At 71.2% G+C, this 17,900-nt stretch carries 14 protein-coding genes; 8 read left to right on the forward strand and 6 right to left on the reverse strand.

Going from position 1 to position 17,900, the window contains the following annotated elements; all coding sequences use genetic code 11:
- Positions 1–129: 129 nt before the first annotated feature.
- The 4 genes from ACPXB1_RS14680 to ACPXB1_RS14695 form a co-directional block, all read right to left on the reverse strand.
- Positions 130–2,604: an AAA family ATPase gene (locus ACPXB1_RS14680; RefSeq protein ID WP_425735407.1), complete on the reverse strand. Its 2,475-nt coding sequence runs from the start codon at positions 2,602–2,604 to the stop codon at positions 130–132.
- Positions 2,604–3,752: an exonuclease SbcCD subunit D gene (locus ACPXB1_RS14685; RefSeq protein WP_355629073.1), complete on the reverse strand. Its 1,149-nt coding sequence runs from the start codon at positions 3,750–3,752 to the stop codon at positions 2,604–2,606. The genes ACPXB1_RS14680 and ACPXB1_RS14685 overlap by 1 nt, the downstream gene beginning before the upstream one ends.
- 18 nt (positions 3,753–3,770) lie before the next feature.
- Positions 3,771–5,522, reverse strand: coding sequence for an ATP-binding protein (locus ACPXB1_RS14690; RefSeq protein WP_355629076.1), 1,752 nt, complete (start codon positions 5,520–5,522; stop codon positions 3,771–3,773).
- A gap of 166 nt (positions 5,523–5,688) precedes the next feature.
- Positions 5,689–6,435 (reverse strand): pyrimidine reductase family protein, encoded by a 747-nt coding sequence (locus ACPXB1_RS14695; protein ID WP_425735408.1) that lies wholly within the window; start codon positions 6,433–6,435, stop codon positions 5,689–5,691.
- A gap of 151 nt (positions 6,436–6,586) precedes the next feature.
- Between ACPXB1_RS14695 and ACPXB1_RS14700 the strand changes: the two genes are divergently transcribed.
- The 6 genes from ACPXB1_RS14700 to ACPXB1_RS14725 all read left to right on the forward strand — a co-directional run bounded on the left by ACPXB1_RS14700 (position 6,587) and on the right by ACPXB1_RS14725 (position 13,183).
- Entirely contained in the window at positions 6,587–7,132 is a 546-nt protein-coding gene (locus tag ACPXB1_RS14700; protein ID WP_355629082.1) for a plasmid pRiA4b ORF-3 family protein, read from the forward strand.
- Between the two features lie 268 nt (positions 7,133–7,400).
- Entirely contained in the window at positions 7,401–8,690 is a 1,290-nt protein-coding gene (locus tag ACPXB1_RS14705; protein WP_355598139.1) for an ABC transporter substrate-binding protein, read from the forward strand.
- A gap of 109 nt (positions 8,691–8,799) precedes the next feature.
- Positions 8,800–9,771, forward strand: coding sequence for a carbohydrate ABC transporter permease (locus ACPXB1_RS14710; protein WP_355598137.1), 972 nt, complete (start codon positions 8,800–8,802; stop codon positions 9,769–9,771).
- 10 nt (positions 9,772–9,781) lie between these two features.
- Entirely contained in the window at positions 9,782–10,624 is an 843-nt protein-coding gene (locus ACPXB1_RS14715; protein ID WP_355598136.1) for a carbohydrate ABC transporter permease, read from the forward strand.
- Positions 10,621–12,054, forward strand: a complete 1,434-nt coding sequence (locus ACPXB1_RS14720) for a GH1 family beta-glucosidase (RefSeq protein ID WP_053653529.1) — start codon at positions 10,621–10,623, stop codon at positions 12,052–12,054. The genes ACPXB1_RS14715 and ACPXB1_RS14720 overlap by 4 nt, the downstream gene beginning before the upstream one ends.
- Before the next feature lie 82 nt (positions 12,055–12,136).
- Positions 12,137–13,183: a LacI family DNA-binding transcriptional regulator gene (locus ACPXB1_RS14725; protein WP_053653530.1), complete on the forward strand. Its 1,047-nt coding sequence runs from the start codon at positions 12,137–12,139 to the stop codon at positions 13,181–13,183.
- Positions 13,184–13,566: 383 nt separating this feature from the next.
- On the opposite strand, the gene ACPXB1_RS14730 is transcribed toward ACPXB1_RS14725, so the two are convergent.
- Both ACPXB1_RS14730 and ACPXB1_RS14735 read right to left on the reverse strand, forming a co-directional pair.
- Complete coding sequence (locus ACPXB1_RS14730) at positions 13,567–14,787, reverse strand: acyl-CoA dehydrogenase family protein (RefSeq protein WP_425735409.1); 1,221 nt, start codon at positions 14,785–14,787, stop codon at positions 13,567–13,569.
- Positions 14,787–15,866 (reverse strand): phosphotransferase family protein, encoded by a 1,080-nt coding sequence (locus ACPXB1_RS14735; protein WP_425735410.1) that lies wholly within the window; start codon positions 15,864–15,866, stop codon positions 14,787–14,789. Before ACPXB1_RS14735 ends, ACPXB1_RS14730 begins: the two co-directional genes overlap by 1 nt.
- Positions 15,867–16,011: 145 nt before the next feature.
- Between ACPXB1_RS14735 and ACPXB1_RS14740 the strand changes: the two genes are divergently transcribed.
- Together ACPXB1_RS14740 and ACPXB1_RS14745 are read left to right on the forward strand one after the other, a co-directional pair.
- Positions 16,012–16,713, forward strand: coding sequence for an amino acid-binding protein (locus ACPXB1_RS14740; protein WP_053653660.1), 702 nt, complete (start codon positions 16,012–16,014; stop codon positions 16,711–16,713).
- A gap of 89 nt (positions 16,714–16,802) precedes the next feature.
- Positions 16,803–17,867, forward strand: coding sequence for a GNAT family N-acetyltransferase (locus ACPXB1_RS14745; RefSeq protein ID WP_355597146.1), 1,065 nt, complete (start codon positions 16,803–16,805; stop codon positions 17,865–17,867).
- The last annotated feature ends 33 nt before the right edge of the window (positions 17,868–17,900 follow it).

The following is a 17,900-nucleotide window of genomic DNA, read 5'->3' on the forward strand; positions in this document are numbered from 1 at the left end:
GCTCCTCGCGCTCACCGGGCTGGCCTTTCGTTCGCGACTGCGGGGCTCCGCTGCGCTGCGCTCCTCGCGCTCACCGGGCTGGCCTTTCGTTCGCGACTGCGGGGCTCCGCTGCGCTGCGCTCCTCGCGCTCACCGGCCCGTCCGCTCGACCCGCGCCGAACGGGCATCCTTGCGCACCTCGAAGCGGACCGGGATGCGTTCGGCAAGCGCCGGGACGTGGGTGACCACGCCGACCATCCGGTCACCCCGGGCGGCCAGGTTCTCCAAGGTCGCAGCGACAGTGTCCAAAGTGGCGGCGTCAAGGGTGCCGAAACCCTCGTCCAGGACGATCGACTCCAGGCTCGCCGCTGTCGTCGACATGCCTGCCAACTGCTCGGACAGCGCGAGGGCCAACGCCAGCGACGCCTGGAACGTCTCACCGCCGGACAGGGTGCGCACACCGCGACGCAGTCCGGCGTCGTGCTGGTCGACCACGAAGAACTCACCCTTGTCGTGCACCAGCTCGTACTGGCCGGAGGACAGCTCCCGCAGGATGCCCGACGCGCCGTCGACAAGCAGATCCAACGCCTCGGCCAGCAGCCACCGCTCGAAGTTGTTGGCCCGCAGGTGCCCGGCGAGCGCGCGCGCCACCTGAGCCTCCCGCTCGTGCCCGGCCCGCTGCTCCCGCAGCGCCCCGGCCTGCTCGCGCCGCTCGGCCAGCCGGCGCCGGTCACCCTCGGCCCGCTCCACCGCCACCGTCGCGGCACGCACCGGATCGTCGGCGACCGGCACATCTGCGGCGGCGAAGATGGCGGCGATGCCCTGCTGCACCGCGTCGGCAGCCGCCTCGGCCTCCGCGACGACGCTGGCCCGAGCCGCCCGGTCGGCGCGCCGGCGCTCCACCTCGGTGCTCGCCCACCCGGTCAGCGCCGTCCACGCGGCTGCCACGTCGTCCCGGTCGGTGGCGGGCGGTCCGAACCGGGCCAGCCCGTCGCGGGCGGTGTCGAAGGCCCGCCAGGAAGCACGCAACCGCTCCTCGGCGGCGTCCACCCCGGCGCGGGCCTGACGGGCGCTGTCCCGGCCGGCCCGCACTGCGGTCGCCGCCTCGTCAAGGGCGCGCCGCAGCCGGGCGTGCTCGGCCAACTCCCGGTGCAGCACTGCCGGCTCGGCCGCGCCGGCGAGCTGCCCGTCGAGGTCGGCCAGCCGGGCGTCCACCTGCTCCTGCCGGGCACGAGCCTGCACCAGCAGCCGCTCCAGGTCGCGCGCCGCCGCGTCCCGCTGCTGCACCGTCGCCTGGGCGGCCTTGGTGGCGGCCCGCGCCGCCTTGCCGGCCGCAGTGGCGGCGGCCACCGCCGAGTCGGCCGGGACCGCAGGCACCTGCGCCACCGGCTGCTCGCAGACCGGGCAGGGCGCGCCCGCGTGCAGGTGCGCCCGCAGGCTTACCGCCAGGTCGGTGGCCTTCGCCTCCTCGTGTGCCCGGAACGCCGCCTCCAACTGGGCGTCGGCCCGTTCGGCGTCCGCGCGGGCTGCGGCGAGCGCGGCCACAGCCGCCGTGTGCTCGTCGTGCGCCGCGCGCACCGTCGCCCGGACCGTCTCGGCCTCGCCGGTCAGCCGGCCCCGATCGTCGTACGCCCGCAGCAGCAGTCGAAGCGCGCTTTCGTCCCCGGCACGGGCCAGTTCGCCGCGCAGCTTCTCCTCCCGCTCCTCGGCAAGCGACACGGCGGTGGCAGCCGCCTCGGCCTCGGCCCGTGCCGCACTCACCGCGCGGGCGACCTCGGCAACCCCGCGCGGCGCCTTGATCCCGGTCAGCACTGTCAGCTCGTCGTCAAGCGCGGTCAGCGCCGCCGCCGCCTCTCGCGCCCTCGCCCGGGCCGCCGCCAACTCCGGCACAGCGGCGGTCACCGCACCGGCCAACTCGACCATCCGGTCGACCCGGGCGTCGGCCTCGGCCAACGCCTCGTCGTCCACACCCGTCAGGCCGGCGAGCAACTGGTCGACCGCGTCAAGCCGGGCCTCCGCCTGCGCGGCGCGCGCCGACGCCCTCTTCTGGACGTCCTCGTAGACGCCCAGGCCCAGCAGGTTGACCAGGATCTGCTGCCGGGTCGCCGGCTTGGCGTGCAGGAAATCGGCGAACTGGCCCTGCGGCAGCACCACGCAACTGGTGAACTGCTCGTACGGCAGCCCCACCGCCTCCAGCACCGCCTGCTCCATCTCGGCGGGCGTACCGGCCACCACCTCGCCGAGGTCGTCCGGGCTCAAACCGGTGTCCAGCTTCGTCACGTCGAACCCGGCCGGCATCAGCTGCAATCCGGCGTTCGCGGTCTTGACGTTGCCCCGGCCGTCCCGGCGCACCACCCGGGTCGCCACGTACCGGGCGCCGCCGGACTCGAACACCAGCCGCACCCGGGCCTCGGCGGCCGACGGCGCGAGCGCGTTGGCAAGCCCTCGCGGGCCACCCCAACGGGGAACCATGCCGTAGAGGGCGAAGCAGATGGCATCCAGCACAGTGGACTTACCCGAGCCGGTCGGGCCGATCAGGGCGAAGAAATCGGCGTCGGTGAAGTCGATTGTCGTCTCGTCGCGGAAGACCGTGAAACCGGCCATGTCCAATCGCATCGGACGCATCAGTGATCGACCTCCTCGAAGAGCTCGTCGAAGAGTTCCCGGACACCCTCGTCGGAGTGCCCCCGGCTGTCCAGGTAGTCGGCGAACAACTCCCGGGGCGAGCGTCCCGAGCGTTGCGCGATGCGGGCGCCACTGCCCGGCGTGGCGAGCAACTCGGGATCGATCCGGATCTCCAACGCCCGGGGGAGAAGTTCCTGGATCTCCTCGCGCAGGCCGGCGCGGGGCTGCTCCCGCACGAACACGCGCAGCCACGCGTCCGGCGCCTCGATCTCGGCGAGCTGGGCCAGCGTGCCCCGCACTGTGCGCAGCGCGCTCGCCGCCGTCACCGGCACCTCCCGGATCCGGGCGGCGGTGGTGGCGGTGACCTCGACCAACGTTACCGAGGGGACGTTTTCCTGCTCGCCGAAGTCGACAGCGAGCGGGCTGCCGCTGTAGCGCACCGGGCACGGGCCCTCGACGCGCTGCGCCCGGTGCAGGTGGCCCAGCGCCACGTAGTGCGCGTTGGCCGGAAAGACTGTGGCCGGCACCGCGTAGCCGAGCACCGTGTGCGCGTCCCGCTCGCCGCCACCGGCAGCGGCCCCGGTCACCGTCACGTGCGCGGTGACAAGATGCACACGGTCCGGCTCAGTGAAGCCCTCGGTGAGCCGGGCCAACACACGGCCCAGGTGATCGGCGTACGTCTGGTTGGCCTCCGCGGCGGTCAGCTCGTACATCTCCAGCGCGCGGATCGCGTACCGCTGGGACAGGAACGGCAGCGCCGCCAGCTGCCACCGCTCCCCGTCGGCGGTGGTGCCGTCGATCACGTGCTCGTCCGGATTTTCCCGTACGCCGCCACGTAGCGTGATGCCGGCGGCCTCGGCCCACGGCCGCAGCGCGTCAAGCGCCGGACCGTTGTCGTGGTTGCCGCCGATCGCCACCACGTCCGCGCCGGTACGCCGCAGCGCCGTCAACGCACGCGTGACCAACCGGGTCGCCTCGGAGGTGGGCGCGGCCGTGTCGTAGAGGTCACCGGCGACGATCACCAGATCCGGCTGCTCGGCGCGGGCGATGTCGATCACCCCGGCCAGGACGGCCTTGTGCTCCTCGGCCCGGGACTGCCCCTTGAGCACCTTTCCCACGTGCCAGTCGGAGGTGTGCAGGATCTTCATAGCTGCGCTGGCCCCTACCTAGAACGGGATGTCGTCGTCGGTGCCGCCGCCGGAGCCCACCACGGCGAACGGGTCGGCGGACTGGGTGATCGAACGCAGCGTCTCCGATGGTGCCCGGCCCGCCTCGGAGACCCGGGTCGCCCACGCCGGGAAGGGGAACTCCAGGCACAGCGGCACCGGGATGTCCGGCTGGTTGACGAACATGGTGCCCGGCTTGGCCAGCAACGCCCGCTGCCGCTGCGCGGGCGGCAGGAACCCGTACTCCGGGCGGGACGCCTCGGCCGGGTCGAGCCGGCCGACCACCCGGATCGCCGAGTTCGTGACGATGCGCCGCTCCACCTCGCTCGCCGTCTGCTGCGCGCCGATCAGGATCACCCCGAGCGACCGGCCCCGCTCGGCGATGTCGAGCAGCACCTCCTTGATCGGGGACGAGCCTTCCCGTGGGGCGTACTTGTTGAGCTCGTCCAGGACGACGAAGAGCAGCGGCTTGGCGGTGCCCGACTTCTCCTTGCGCTCGAACTCGCTCTTGAGCGTCACACCGACCACGAACCGCTGCGCGCGGTCCGGGAGGTTGTGCAGGTCGACCACTGTGACCTGGGCCGACTCGCTGGTGTTGATCGAGTGCGGGCGGCGGGTGGCCAGGTCGCCGCGGATCAGCCGGGCCAGGTCCTTCTTACTGCCGATCAACCGCCGGGCGAACGCGTTGACGGTGCCCAGACCGACCGCGCTGCCCGCCCAGTCGGAGCGGGTTTCGTCGTCGTTGAGCTGGTCGACGATGTGGTCGACCAGATCGCCGTAGGAGCCGAGCCGCACGCCGTCGATGCTCACCCCGCCGTCTGCCGGCTGCGCGTAGCGGGCCAGGTGCGCGGTGACCGAGTGGACCACCATCGTGTACTGCTGGCGTTCGTCGTCGGCGTCGGCGAACACGTACGGCAGGAGACGGTCGGCGCAGAACTCGCTTAGCGTCCAGTAGAAGCTGTCGACGCCGGTGAGCCGACTGCTCACGTCGGGAGTGCCCGACGAGTCGCCGGGGCGCGGCGGGGCGTACACCCGCACGTCGGGGAACGCGCCGGCGCTCAGCCCAAGCTTCGCGTACGCCGCGCGGGTCGGCTCGTCGAGCCGGGTGTTGGGGTGGTCGAGGAACAGCAGGTCCTCGCCCTTGACATTGAAGATCAGCGCCTTGGCGTTCACCGCGTCACCGCCCAGCACCCCGGAGCGGAACACCGAGTAGAGCAGGAACGTGGCGAAGCTCGTCTTGGTGGCCACTCCGGAGATGCCGGAGATCGAGACGTGCGCGCCACGGCTGCCGTCGAGGAAATCGGCGTTGAGGTAGACCGGCACCCCGTCGCGGCCCATGCCCATCGGGATGCGCCGTTCCATCCGGTCGAAGTGCAGCGCGCGTGCGCGTGCGTCGCCCTCGGCCCGGTGTACCACCGCGCCAGGGGTCGGCGGCACGTAGAGCTCCGGGTCGACACGCGTTGTGGTGACCTCGGCCGCCTCCTGCACCTGCGCCGGCAGCGTGCCGTCGGCGATGGCGAAGACGTCCGAGTCGAACTGCGCGCCCTCGTGGCGGGCACGGACCTGGGTGACCACCCCGGCGATCGTCACCGGCTCCCGGTCGGGCAGGTCCCGTCGGGTGACCACCACGTCGTCGAGCTGGAGGTAGCTGCCGGGCGCCACGGCCGTCCAGAACTGCAACGGGGTCGCGTCGGCGGTGCCCAGCACCCGGCCGACCGCCTCGCCCGGACTGTCGAGGTCGCGGTCGGTCATCGGGCGAGGTGGGTCGGTCGGGCAACACGGTCGGCGCGCATGACGTGCATCCTGCCCGAGGAGTACGACAGGTCGCCACGCGACGCGGCGGACGACACGATGCCCCGTCACACTCACGACTGTGGGTGTGCGGCCGGCGACAGCCCGTACCCCTCTTGCGCCGTTCCTACGGGCGGGCGTGGCGGAGCATGAGGACGCCGTCGTCGGCGGCGAGCACGTGCCGCAGCGGCAGGTGCCGGGGCGCGCTGGCGTCGCCCGCGGTGATCCGGCCGGCGCCGGGGCCGGCGAGCAGTGGCGCGACGGTGAGGCAGAGTTCGTCGACAAGGTCGGCGGCGGTGAGCGCGCCGAGCAGGTGCGGGCCACCCTCGCAGAGCACCTGGGTCAGCCCGCGCCGATGCAGCTCGGCCAGGCCGGCGACCAGGTCGACCCGTCCGGTGCCGCAGCGCAGCAGGTCGACGACGTCGGTCAGGCCGGGCGGCGGCTCGGCCCCGGAGTGGGTGAGCACGATCGGCCGGACCGGCGCGTCGGCGAAGGCCGCCTGCGCCGGGTCCAGGTCCAGCGAGCCGGAGACGACCACAAGCGTCGGGTACGCGGCCAGCCCGTTCGCCCGTCGCCAGGCGCGGCGATTCTCGCTCAGGCGGACCGCGCGGTAGCCCTCGTGCCGCAGGGTGCCGGCGGCCACCACGAGGGCGTCGCAGAGCATCCGCAGCAGGCCGAACACCCGCTTGTCCGGCGCGCCGGAGAGCCCTGCGGAGTAGCCGTCGACGGTGACCGCGCCGTCGAGGCTGGAGACGAAGTTGACACGTAGTCGGGGCTGGTCGGCGCGGCCGTAGAGGGCGGTGAGCGTGGCGTCGTCGAGTGGCTCGGTCGACGGCTCGGGCCAGAGGCGTCGAATCGGGATTCCGACGGTCATTCGCCGGCCGGACCAGTGACGGGAGGGGTCGGTTGGGCGGTACGGTGCTGGCAGTCGCACCAGTTCCGGCCCGGGCAGTCGTCGTGTCGCCGGGCCCGGCACGCTCGGCAGATCATGCTGGCAGCCTAAGCCGCGGGGAGGACAGGACAGCATGCCGCGTCAGATCTTCCAGCTGAAGATGTCCGTCGCAGGTGTCCGCCCGCCGGTGTGGCGCCGGGTGCTCGTCCCCGCCGGCTACACGCTCGACAGGCTGCACCGGGTGGTGCAGCACGCGATGGGTTGGCGGGACTGCCATCTGCACTCGTTCGAGATCGACGCCGTGCAGTACGGCGAGCCCGATCCGGACGGGGACCTGGCGCTGCACGACGAGTTGGACGTGCGGCTGGACGCGGTGCTCGGCAAGGGCAGCCGGTTCTCCTACACGTACGACTTCACCGACTGGTGGGAGCACGACCTCGTCGTGGAGGACGCGCTGACCGCCGACCCCGACGAGCGGTACCCGATCTGCCTGGACGGCGAGTGGGCCTGCCCGCCGGAGGGCATCGGTGGCCCGGTGGGCTACCACGCGTTGCTGGCTGCCCTGTCGGATCCGACGCATCCGGAGCGGGTCATGCTCAGCGACTGGGTCGCCGACGGCTTCGACCCCACGTTTTTCGACCCGGCCGTCACCACGACGTTGCTGCGTCGCTTCTGCTGACGGTCCTGGGCGGCCTCGCCAGGGTATGCATGCCCTTGATCAGCCCTGGGAGTGCCCGCCTGAAACAGGGCGGTAACGATCTGGGAACGCTCCCAATGGTCTATTGACACCCCCGGACCGTGCCGGCAATCTCATGGGAGCGCTCCCGGAGTGGTGCGGGTCACCCGCCGCGCGCCGGGTGCGATCCGTGGCAGCGCCCACCGGGATTCGCCACCAGCACCCCCACCACACCCGACTAAAAGCCTCACCACCGAAAGAGGGGTTACAGATGCGCCTCACCACGCGGCGTACCCGCCTGGCGGTCGCTGCCCTGGCCGCGATCACCGCCGTCAGCGGTCTTACGGCATGCGGCAAGGACGACGACAAGCCGGCGGCCGGCGAGAAGCCGGCCAAGCTGATCGTCGACACCTTCGGCGAGATGGGCTACGACGAGCTCGTCAAGCAGTACGAGAAGGACACCGGCATCAAGGTCGAGCTGCGCAAGACCGCGCAGCTCGGTGAGTACCGGCCGAAGCTGGTCCGCTACCTGGCCACCGGCAAGGGCGCGGCGGACGTCACCGCCCTGGAAGAGGGCATCCTCAACGAGTTCAAGCCCAACGCGCGCAACTGGGAGGACCTCGCCCCGCTGGTCGCCGACCACTCGAAGGAATACCTGCCCTGGAAGTGGGAGCTGGGCAAGGCGCCGGACGGCCGGCTGATCGGCCTGCCGACCGACGTCGGCAGCCTCGCCGTCTGCTACCGCAAGGACCTGTTCCAGGCGGCCGGCCTGCCCACCGAGCGTGACCAGGTGTCGGCGCTCTGGTCGGACTGGAAGGGCTTCCACGACGCCGGTCTGAAGTACAAGCAGGGCAGTGGCGGCAAGGCGTTCATCGACTCGATCACCGCCGTCTCCAACGGTGTGCTCTTCCAGGGCAACGGGGACCTGTTCTACGACAAGGAAGACAACATCATCGCGGACACCAGCCCCGCGGTGAAGAACGCCTGGGACACCGCCACCTCGATGGTGGACATCTCCGCCAAGGCGTCGACCTGGTCGCCGGAGTGGTCGGGTGGCTTCAAGCAGGGCACCTTCGCGGCCACCTTCTGCCCGTCCTGGATGCTCGGCATCGTGTCGGACAACTCCGGTCCGGCCAACAAGGGCAAGTGGGACGTCGCGTCCGTTCCGGGCGGCGGCGGCAACTGGGGCGGCTCGTGGCTCGCGGTTCCGGCGCAGAGCAAGTACCCGAAGGAGGCGGCGAAGCTCGCCGAGTACCTGACCAACGCGAAGAGCCAGGTGGAGGCCTTCAAGGCCAAGGGCCCGCTGCCCACCAACCTGGAGGCGCTGAAGGACCCGGCGTTCCTCGGCTACACCAACGAGTACTTCAGCAACGCGCCGACCGGCAAGATCTTCGGGGAGAGCGTCGCCAAGATCCAGCCCGTCCACCTGGGTCCGAAGCACCAGGCGGTGAAGGAGAACGCGCTCGAGCCGGCCCTGCGGGCGTTCGAGAACGGGCAGGCCGACAAGGCGAAGGCCTGGGAGCAGTTCACAAAGGACGCCAAGACTCAGGGTGCCTTCTGAGTGATTCCCTGCCGGTGGCGTTCGGGGTTTCCCGGACGCCACCGGCCGGTCCCCTCCGCGTAGCACCCTGCGCGAGGGCCCCCGGGCCTCGCCGGAAAAGGAAATTCGCATGAGCCTGTCGGCCACGACGGCGCCGCCGTCGCCAGCAGCACCTCCTTCTCGCGACGTCTCTTCCCGACGTCGCCGGGGAAGGCTTCTCAACCGTCTCGATGTCAAGTACTCGCCGTACCTCTACATCGCCCCGTTCTTTCTGATCTTCGGCGCGTTCGGGTTGTACCCGATGCTGCGTACCGCCTGGATGTCTCTGCACGACTGGGACATGATCGGCGATCGCTCGTTCATCGGCTTCGACAACTACACCCGGCTGATGTCCGACGAGTACTTCTGGAACGCGCTGGTCAACACGTTCGGCATCTTCGCCCTGTCGACCATCCCGCAGCTGCTGCTCGCCCTCTTCCTGGCGAACCTGCTCAACCGGACCCTCCTGCGCGCCAAGACCTTCTTCCGGATGGCCATCTTCATGCCGAACGTGGTGTCGGTGGCCGCTGTCGCGATCGTCTTCGGGATGCTGTTCCAGCGGGAGTTCGGCCTGTTCAACTGGCTGCTCAGCTTCGTCGGTGTCGACCCGGTCGACTGGGACGGGCAGCGGTGGAGTTCCTGGACCGCCATCTCCTCCATGGTCAACTGGCGGTGGACCGGGTACAACACCCTGATCCTGCTCGCCGGCATGCAGGCGATCCCGAAGGACCTCTACGAGGCTGCGGCGATCGACGGCGCCAGCCCGTGGCGGCAGTTCTGGCAGATCACCCTGCCCATGCTCAAGCCCACCTTCATCTTCGTGGTCATCCTGTCCACGATCGGCGGCATGCAGCTCTTCACCGAGCCCCTGCTCTTCGGCAACGGCAACATCATCGGCGGCAACCAGCGGGAGTTCCAGACGCTTGCCATGTACATGTACGAGATGGGCATCGTGAACCTGAACACCGCCGGCTACGGAGCCGCGGTCGCCTGGGCGATCTTCATGATCATCGTCGTGGTGTCGCTGTTCAACTTCCTACTCGTCCGCCGCTCGGCGAAGTGAGGAGAGATCGATGATCTCGGCTTCCCAGCGCCTGTGGCGCACCAGCCCGCTGACCTACATGGCGCTCGTCCTGGCAGCGCTGCTGTCGATCTACCCGTTCTACTACATGGTGGTGATCGGCACTCGCAGCCTGGACAACATCAACGACGTGCCGCCGCCGCTGACCCCCGGCGGGGCGTTCGGTGACAACTTCGGGCGGGTGCTCGACAACGACGCCGCCAACTTCCTCACCGGCATGATGAACTCGATCATCGTCTCCTCGGTGGTCACCGTGTCGGTGGTGCTCACCGGTTCGCTGGCCGGGTTCGCCTTCGCCAAACTGCGGTTCCGGGGCAGCAACGCCCTCCTGCTGGCGATCATCGTCACCATGATGATCCCGACCCAGATGGGCCTCATCCCGCTCTGGGGCATGATGCAGGACCTGGGCTGGTACGACACCCTCTACGCGGTCACCGTGCCGTTCCTGGTCAGCGCGTTCGGCGTGTTCATGATGCGGCAGTACGCCAGCCAGGCGATCTCCGACGAGCTGATCGAGGCCGGCCGCGTCGACGGTGCGAGCACGTTCCGGATCTACTGGAGCATCGTGCTGCCCGCGCTGCGTCCCGCCGCCGGTGTCCTCGGTCTGCTGACCTTCATGGAGACCTGGAACTCGTTCCTCTGGCCGTACGCCATCCTCACCCCGGAGAACCCGACCCTCCAGGTCTCGCTCTCCTTCCTCTCGTACGCCTACTACACCGACTATTCCCAGGTGTTCGCCGCCACGGCGATCGGCACCATCCCCCTGGTGATCGTCTTTCTCGTGTTTGGCCGCCAGATCATTGGCGGGATCATGGAAGGTGCCGTCAAGTCGTGAGCAACCCCGCCAGCCCACCCGCCGTCGACGTCCTCGACGAACGCCCGGGGCTGACCTTTCCACCCGGTTTCCTGTGGGGTGCCGCGACCGCGGCATACCAGATCGAAGGGGCTGCGGCCGACGACGGCCGTACCCCCTCGATCTGGGACACGTTCAGCCACACCGACGGCCTGGTGGTCGCCGGGCACACCGGCGACGTGGCGTGCGACCACTACCACCGGCTCGGCGGCGACGTCGCGCTGATGGCGGAGATGGGCCTCAAGTCGTACCGTTTCTCGGTCTCCTGGCCCCGGGTGCAGCCCGGCGGTACGGGCGCTGCCAACCGGCAGGGCCTGGACTTCTACAAGCGCCTCGTCGACGAGTTGCTCGCCAACGGCATCGAGCCGTGGCTCACCCTCTACCACTGGGACCTTCCCCAGGAGTTGGAGGACGCCGGTGGCTGGCCGTCGCGGGACACCGCCGCCCGGTTCGCCGACTACACGACGCTGATGGCGGACGCGCTCGGTGACCGGGTGCGCTACTGGACGACGCTGAACGAGCCGTGGTGCTCGGCGTTCCTGGGCTACGGCTCGGGCGTGCACGCGCCGGGCCGGTCGAACGGGGCGGACGCGGTCCGCGCCGGACACCACCTGATGCTCGGGCACGGGCTTGCCGTGCAGGCGCTGCGGGCGGCACGGCCCACTGCCGAGGTGGGTGTGACCGTCAACCTCTACCCGGTCGACCCGGCCAGCGACGCCCCCGCCGACGTGGACGCGGCCCGGCGGATCGACGGGCTGGCCAACCGCTTCTTCCTCGACCCGCTGCTGCGCGGGTCGTACCCGGCGGATCTGGTGTCCGACCTCAGTACGGTGACTGACTTCGATCACGTGCACGACGGCGACCTGGCGATCATCTCCACGCCGCTGGACCTGGTCGGGATCAACTACTACAGCCGGCACGTCGTCGCGGCTCCTGCCGAGGGCGCCGAGCCGGAGCCGTACTGGCGGGCACCGTCCTGCTGGCCGGGCAGCGAAGACGTCCGGTTCGTCAGCCGGGGCTTCCCGGTCACCGACATGGGCTGGGAGATCGACGCCCCGGGCCTTGTCGAGACGCTGCGTCGGGTGCACGAGGACTACACCGACCTGCCGCTCTACGTCACCGAGAACGGCTCCGCGTTCGTCGACGAGGTCGTCGACGGGCAGGTCGACGACGTCGACCGGCTGGGCTACTTCGACGCCCACCTACGCGCCGCGCACGAGGCAATCGATGCAGGGGTGCCCCTGAAGGGCTACTTCGCCTGGTCGCTGATGGATAATTTCGAATGGGCCTGGGGTTACACAAAGCGTTTCGGCATGATCCATGTCGACTACGACACCCAGACCCGGATCCCCAAGTCCAGCGCCAGGTGGTACGCCTCGGTGATCCGACGCAACGGTCTGGCCGCACAATAGGCTCGGGCCAGCCATCAGGGCGGTCCTGGTGTCCACCTCCCGCAGGTGGCGCCAGGCCCGCCCGCCGTCGGAGGAGCAGACGATGACAACGCAGCGCACCCGGTCGCTCGGGCGCCCGACCCTCGACGCGGTCGCGGCGCGCGCCGGCGTGGGTCGGGGCACGGTCTCCCGCGTGGTCAACGGCTCGCCTCAGGTCAGCCCGGAGGCCCGGGCCGCGGTCCAACAGGCGATCGCCGAGCTGGGGTACGTCCCGAACAGGGCGGCCCGCGCACTGGTCACCCAACGAACCGACTCCGTGGCGCTGGTGGTGTCCGAATCCGGCGAGCGGGTCTTCACCGAGCCGTTCTTCGCAGGCATCGTGCGGGGGATCAGCTCCGGGCTGCTGGAGACGCCCATGCAGCTCTGGCTGGCGATGGCCCAGTCACCGGTGGAGCGCGAGCGCGTCGAGCACCACCTGACCAACCAGCACGTCGACGGCGTACTCCTGTTGTCGTTGCACGACTCGGACCCGCTGCCGACCCTGCTGGAGGAGCGGAACCTGCCCGCCGTGCTCGGCGGCCGGCCGGCCCGGATGCTGCAACCCGGCGCGCAGCCGGCCTGGTTCGTCGATGTGGACAACGTTGGCGGAGCGCGGCAGGCGGTGGAGTACCTCACCGGCCAGGGCCGCCGTCGGATCGCCACAATCGCCGGCCCGCAGGACATGGGGGTGGGCCTGGCCCGGTTGGCCGGCTACACCGAGGCGGTCAAGGCCACCGGGTCCGGCGTCAACCCGGACCTGATCGCGTACGGCGACTTCAGCGAGGGCAGCGGCGCGACAAGCATGCGCCGGCTGCTGAACGCCTGCCCGGATCTGGACGCGGTGTTCGTCGCGTCCGACCTGATGGCGTTCGGTGCGCTGCGTACCCTGCGGGAGTTCGGCCGAAGGGTCCCCGAGGACGTCGCGGTGATCGGCTTCGACGACGCGCCGGTCGCCCGGCAGGCCGACCCGCCGCTGTCAACGGTCTTCCAGCCGGTGGAGGAGATGGGCCGGCAGATGGCCCGCCTGCTGGTGGCCCGCATCCGTGGCGAAGACATCCCCGCCCAACACATCCTCCTGGACACCCAGCTGATCCACCGAGCCTCCGCCTGACCCACCTCGCCCTGCGCTGCCCCGCCCTCGCGCTGCCCCGTCTCGCCCTCACCCTCGCGCTGCCCGCGCTGCACTGCCCCGCCCGGCCCCACCGCTCGGGTGATCATGAGGTTAGCGGGAGCGTTTCGGGCAAAACGTCCCGTCAACCTCATGATCGTCGGGGTGGGGGCGGCGTGATCGTGCTCGATCCTTGTTGTAGTGATGTTGGGGGTGGGGGAGGCCACTACATCCAGGATCGTGCGCGGCGCGGGCGGCACGCGCGATCGTGCGCGGCACGGGCGGCGCGGGCGATCGTGCGCGGCGCGTGCGGCAGGGGTGGCTCGGGCTGCGCGCTTGGCACGTGGGTGTGCGGCAGGCGGCGGGCTGCGTTTGGGTGCGCGGGATTAGGCGGGGGTGGGGGTCCAGCGGCGGAGTTCGCGTTTGGCTAGGGAGTTGCGGTGGACCTCGTCGGGGCCGTCGGCCAGGCGTAGGGTGCGTGCCTGCGCCCACAGGGCGGCCAGCGGGGTGTCCTGGCTGACGCCCGCGCCGCCGTACCCCTGGATGGCCTTGTCGATCACCCACTCCGCCATCGCCGGCGTGCCGATCTTGATGGCCTGGATCTCGGTGTGGGCGCCCTTGTTGCCGACGGTGTCCATCAGCCACGCCGTCTTGAGCACCAGCAGGCGGGCCTGTTCGATGCGGACCCGCGACTCGGCGATCCACTCCCGGACGACGCCCTGCTCCGCGAGGGGTCGGCCGAACGCGATCCGCTCGTTGGCCCGGCGGCAGAGCAGTTCCAGTGCCCGTTCGGCCATGCCGATCAGCCGCATGCAGTGGTGGATGCGGCCCGGTCCGAGGCGGGCCTGGGCGATGGCGAAGCCGGTGCCCTCGGCGCCGATGAGGTTCTCCGCGGGCACCCGCACGTCGGTGAAGTCGATCTCGGCGTGCCCGCCGTGCGAGCCGTCGGTGTAGCCGAAGACGTGCATTCCCCGGCGCACCGTCACCCCTGGGGTGTCCCGCGGGACCAGCACCATGCTCTGCTGGCGGTGCCGCTCGGCTGCGGGGTCGGTCTTGCCCATCACGATGAAGATCTCGCAGCGCGGGTCCATCGCCCCGGACGACCACCACTTGCGTCCGTTGATCACGTACTCGTTGCCGTCGCGGGTGATCCGGGTGGCGATGTTCGTGGCGTCGGAGGACGCGACGTCCGGCTCGGTCATGCAGAACGCGGAGCGGATCTCGCCCTCCAGCAGCGGCATGAGCCACCGCTTTCGCTGCGCCTCGGAACCGAACTCGGCGAGCAACTCCATGTTGCCGGTGTCCGGTGCCGCGCAGTTGACCGCCTCCGGTGCCAGGTGCGGGCTGCGGCCCGTCAGCTCGGCAAGTGGCGCGTACTGGAGGTTGGTCAGGCCGGCGCCGTAACGCGGGTCGGGCAGGAACAGGTTCCACAGGCCGCGCCTGCGGGCCTCCGCCTTCAGTTCGGCCAGCACCGGGGTACGCGACCACGGGTCGCCGGCTGCCACCTGCTCGGCGTGCACGGCCTCGGCCGGGTAGACGTGCTCGTTCAAGAACCGGGTCAGCTCGTCGCGCAGCTCCTCGGTCCGGGTGTCGTACGAGAAGTCCATCACCGCTCCCTGGCGGCGGTCAGCCCGTGCGCGACCAGCGGTGCCACCATGTCGCCGATGCGGTCGAAGCCCTCGCCGAGCGTCTGGCCGAGGGTGTGCCGGTAGTGGATGCCCTCGCAGATCACAGCGAGCTTGAAACAGCCCAACGCCACGTGCCAGTGCAGCGGGCCGACGTCGACGTCGCTGCGGCCTGCGTACCTGTCGATCAGCTCGGCGCCGGTGGGGAACCCGGCGTGCGGGCCGAGCCCGTCGGCGACCGGGTTGCCGGCGGCCGTCTCGCTGCCACCCAGCACGTCCCAGTACGTCAGCAGCAGGCCCAGGTCGGCGAGCGGGTCGCCGAGGGTGGCCATCTCCCAGTCGAGGACGGCGTGCACGGCCACCGGGTCGGCCGAGGCGAGGAGGTTGTCGAGCCGGTAGTCGCCGTGCACGATCCGGCCGGCGTTGGCGCCCTCCGGTGCGGTCGCCGCCAACAAATCCCGCAGCTCGTCGATGCCGGGCAGGTCGCGGCTGCGCGAGCGGTCGAGCTGCCCGGCCCAGCGGCGGATCTGCCGGGCCAGGTAGCCGTCCGGGCGGCCGAAGTCGTCAAGCCCGACGGCGGCGGGTTCGACGGTGTGCAGCGCGGCGAGCGTGTCCATCATCGCCATGGCCAGTGCGCGGCGTCGGTCGTCGCCGAGCGGGTCGGTCTGAGCGCGGGTGCGGAACACCTCGCCGGGCACCCGTTCCATCAGATAGAACGGCGCGCCGATCACCTCAGGGTCGGTGCAGAGCAGCAGCGCGTCGGGCACCGGCACCGCGGTCGGGGCCAGCGCCGAGATGACCCGGAACTCGCGGCCCATGTCGTGGGCTGTCGCCAGCACGTGCCCCAGCGGGGGCCGGCGGAGCACCACCTCGCGGTCGCCGAGGCGCAGCAGGTAGGTGAGGTTGGATTTGCCGCCGGCGATCAGTCGTGCCTGCAACGGCCCCGCCGCCAACCCGGGCCGGTGCTCCGCCAGGTAGCCGGCGAGTCGATCGAGGTCGAGGCCGGCGGGGGAGGCCGGAACCGCGCCCGTTCGGGGCACATCGACGGCCGGATCGGTCATCCGACTAGTTGATGGCAGCCCGCTCACGTTGTCAAGGTCAGATTTTCCCCTCGGGACATGCCCCTGCAACAGGGGCGAAATGGTCACCTCACAGGCTGTAACCAGCCTGCCGGCCCTCGCCGGCCCGCCGAGCGGAGGGACAGACATGTTGCTGCGAGTTCGGGTCACCCTGCCGGACCGTCCGGGCACCCTCGGCCAGGTCGCCCGCACGCTGGGTGTCTCCGGCGCGGACATCGTCCAGGTGGTGGTCCTCGAACGCCTCGGCGGGCGCGCTGTGGACGACTTCACTGTGGTCTGGCCGGGCGCGGCCCGGGTCGAGCGGCTGCTGGCCGGCCTCGCGGCGATCCCCGGCGTACGGGTGGACGGTGTGTGGCGGGCGATCGGCGCGCCCACCACCACCGGGCAGGACGCGGAGCTGCTGGCCCAGGTAGCGGCCAACCCGGCCGACGGTCTCGCGACCCTTGTCGACGCGGTGCCGGGGCTGCTGGCGGCGGACTGGGCGGTGGCGGCCGTGGTGCCTGTCGACTGGGCTTCGCGGACGGGAGGCGGCGGTGCCACGGTGGGGCACGCGAGTTGGCGTGCGCCCGTACCCCCGCGGTTGCCGGAGGTGACGCCGCTGCGCGGCCGGTCGGTGACCACGCCCGACGGAACCCACCACGCGATCACGCCGTTCGGCCGGGCCGGCCTGGTGCTGGTGGTGGCCCGGGAGTACAGCGAGACGCTCTGCGCCGCGAACTTCCACAGCACCGAGGTCGACCGGCTCACCCAGCTCGTGCGGGCCAGCGCGGTGATCCTCGGCGACCGGCTGGACCTGGTGGGCGCGCCGCCGGTGGTCGCCGGCCCCTGACCGGTCGGAGATTTCCGGGCTCGACACCGCCGGGCAATCGGGCGGCAACAGCCGGGGACGAGGCTCTGACGTGGGGAAGGGAGCCAACCATGACGTTGTGGCGGATCAGGGCCACCGTGGACGACCGGCCGGGTTACCTGTCGGTCCTCACGGCGAGCCTGGCGCTGCGTGGGGTCAACATCCTCACCGTGCAGGTGCAGCCCACCGAACAGGGCGCGGTGGACGATTTCCTCGTCGACGCACCGGACACGCTCGACGAGGCCGAGCTGATCGCCGCCGTCGAGCGGGGTCGCGGCCGGCACTGCTGGGTGGCGCGCAGCGAGGCGCGTGGCCTTGTCGACCAGCCCACCCGGATGCTCGGGCTGGCCAACCGCCTGGTCCGCGACCCGGACGCGGCAGGCGAGGCGCTACGGGCTTTGCTCGGCGCCGACTCGGTCAGCTGGCGGCCGGCGTCGGCAAATGCCGAGCGGGGCATCGTCGACGCGACGATGCTGCTGGCCGACCCGGCGGGCGGCTCGTTCACGTTGCGGCGGGCGGCACCGGCCTTCACCCCGGCGGAGTACGCGCGGGCGCAGGCCCTGGTCGAGCTGGCCGCGACGGTGGCGCGTCGGGCCGCCGAGCAGGTCACATTGGTGCTGCCCGACGGCGCCGAGGTCGCCGTCCGTCCGGCCTGCGCGGACGACCTGTCGGGCGTTCTGGAGTTGCACGAGGGCTGTTCCCCGCGAAGCCGGCAGCGGCGTTACCTGGGCGGAGCGTCGCTGCCCCAGCCGGCCCGGCTGCGCCGTGTGCTGGAGCCGAACCGGGGGTTGACACTGCTGGCCACGGCGGCGGCCTCCGACGGTGCGGCGGAGTCCGTTGTCGCCATGGCCAACCTGCTCGGCGAGGGCGACGAGGCCGAGGTGGCGCTGCTGGTACGCGACGACTGGCAGCGGCGTGGGCTCGGTTCGGCGCTGCTGCGCCGGCTGGCCCGGCACGCCGACGCGGCCGGTTACGAGGCGCTCGTGCTGCACGTGCAGGCCGAGAACACCCCGATGCTGCGTACGCTGCGGCGGCTGGACCGCCCCACGGTGACCGAACGCGACGGCACCCTGCTCAACCTCACAGTGCCACTGGCCGCAGAAAGGAAGGGCACCCTTTTAACGCCTGGTGCATAGGAAGGGCCCCTTGTTAACCGCCGGGGCGGCTTA

This window comes from Micromonospora sp. DT68, assembly GCF_049847245.1.
GTDB classification, from domain to species: domain Bacteria; phylum Actinomycetota; class Actinomycetes; order Mycobacteriales; family Micromonosporaceae; genus Micromonospora; species Micromonospora profundi.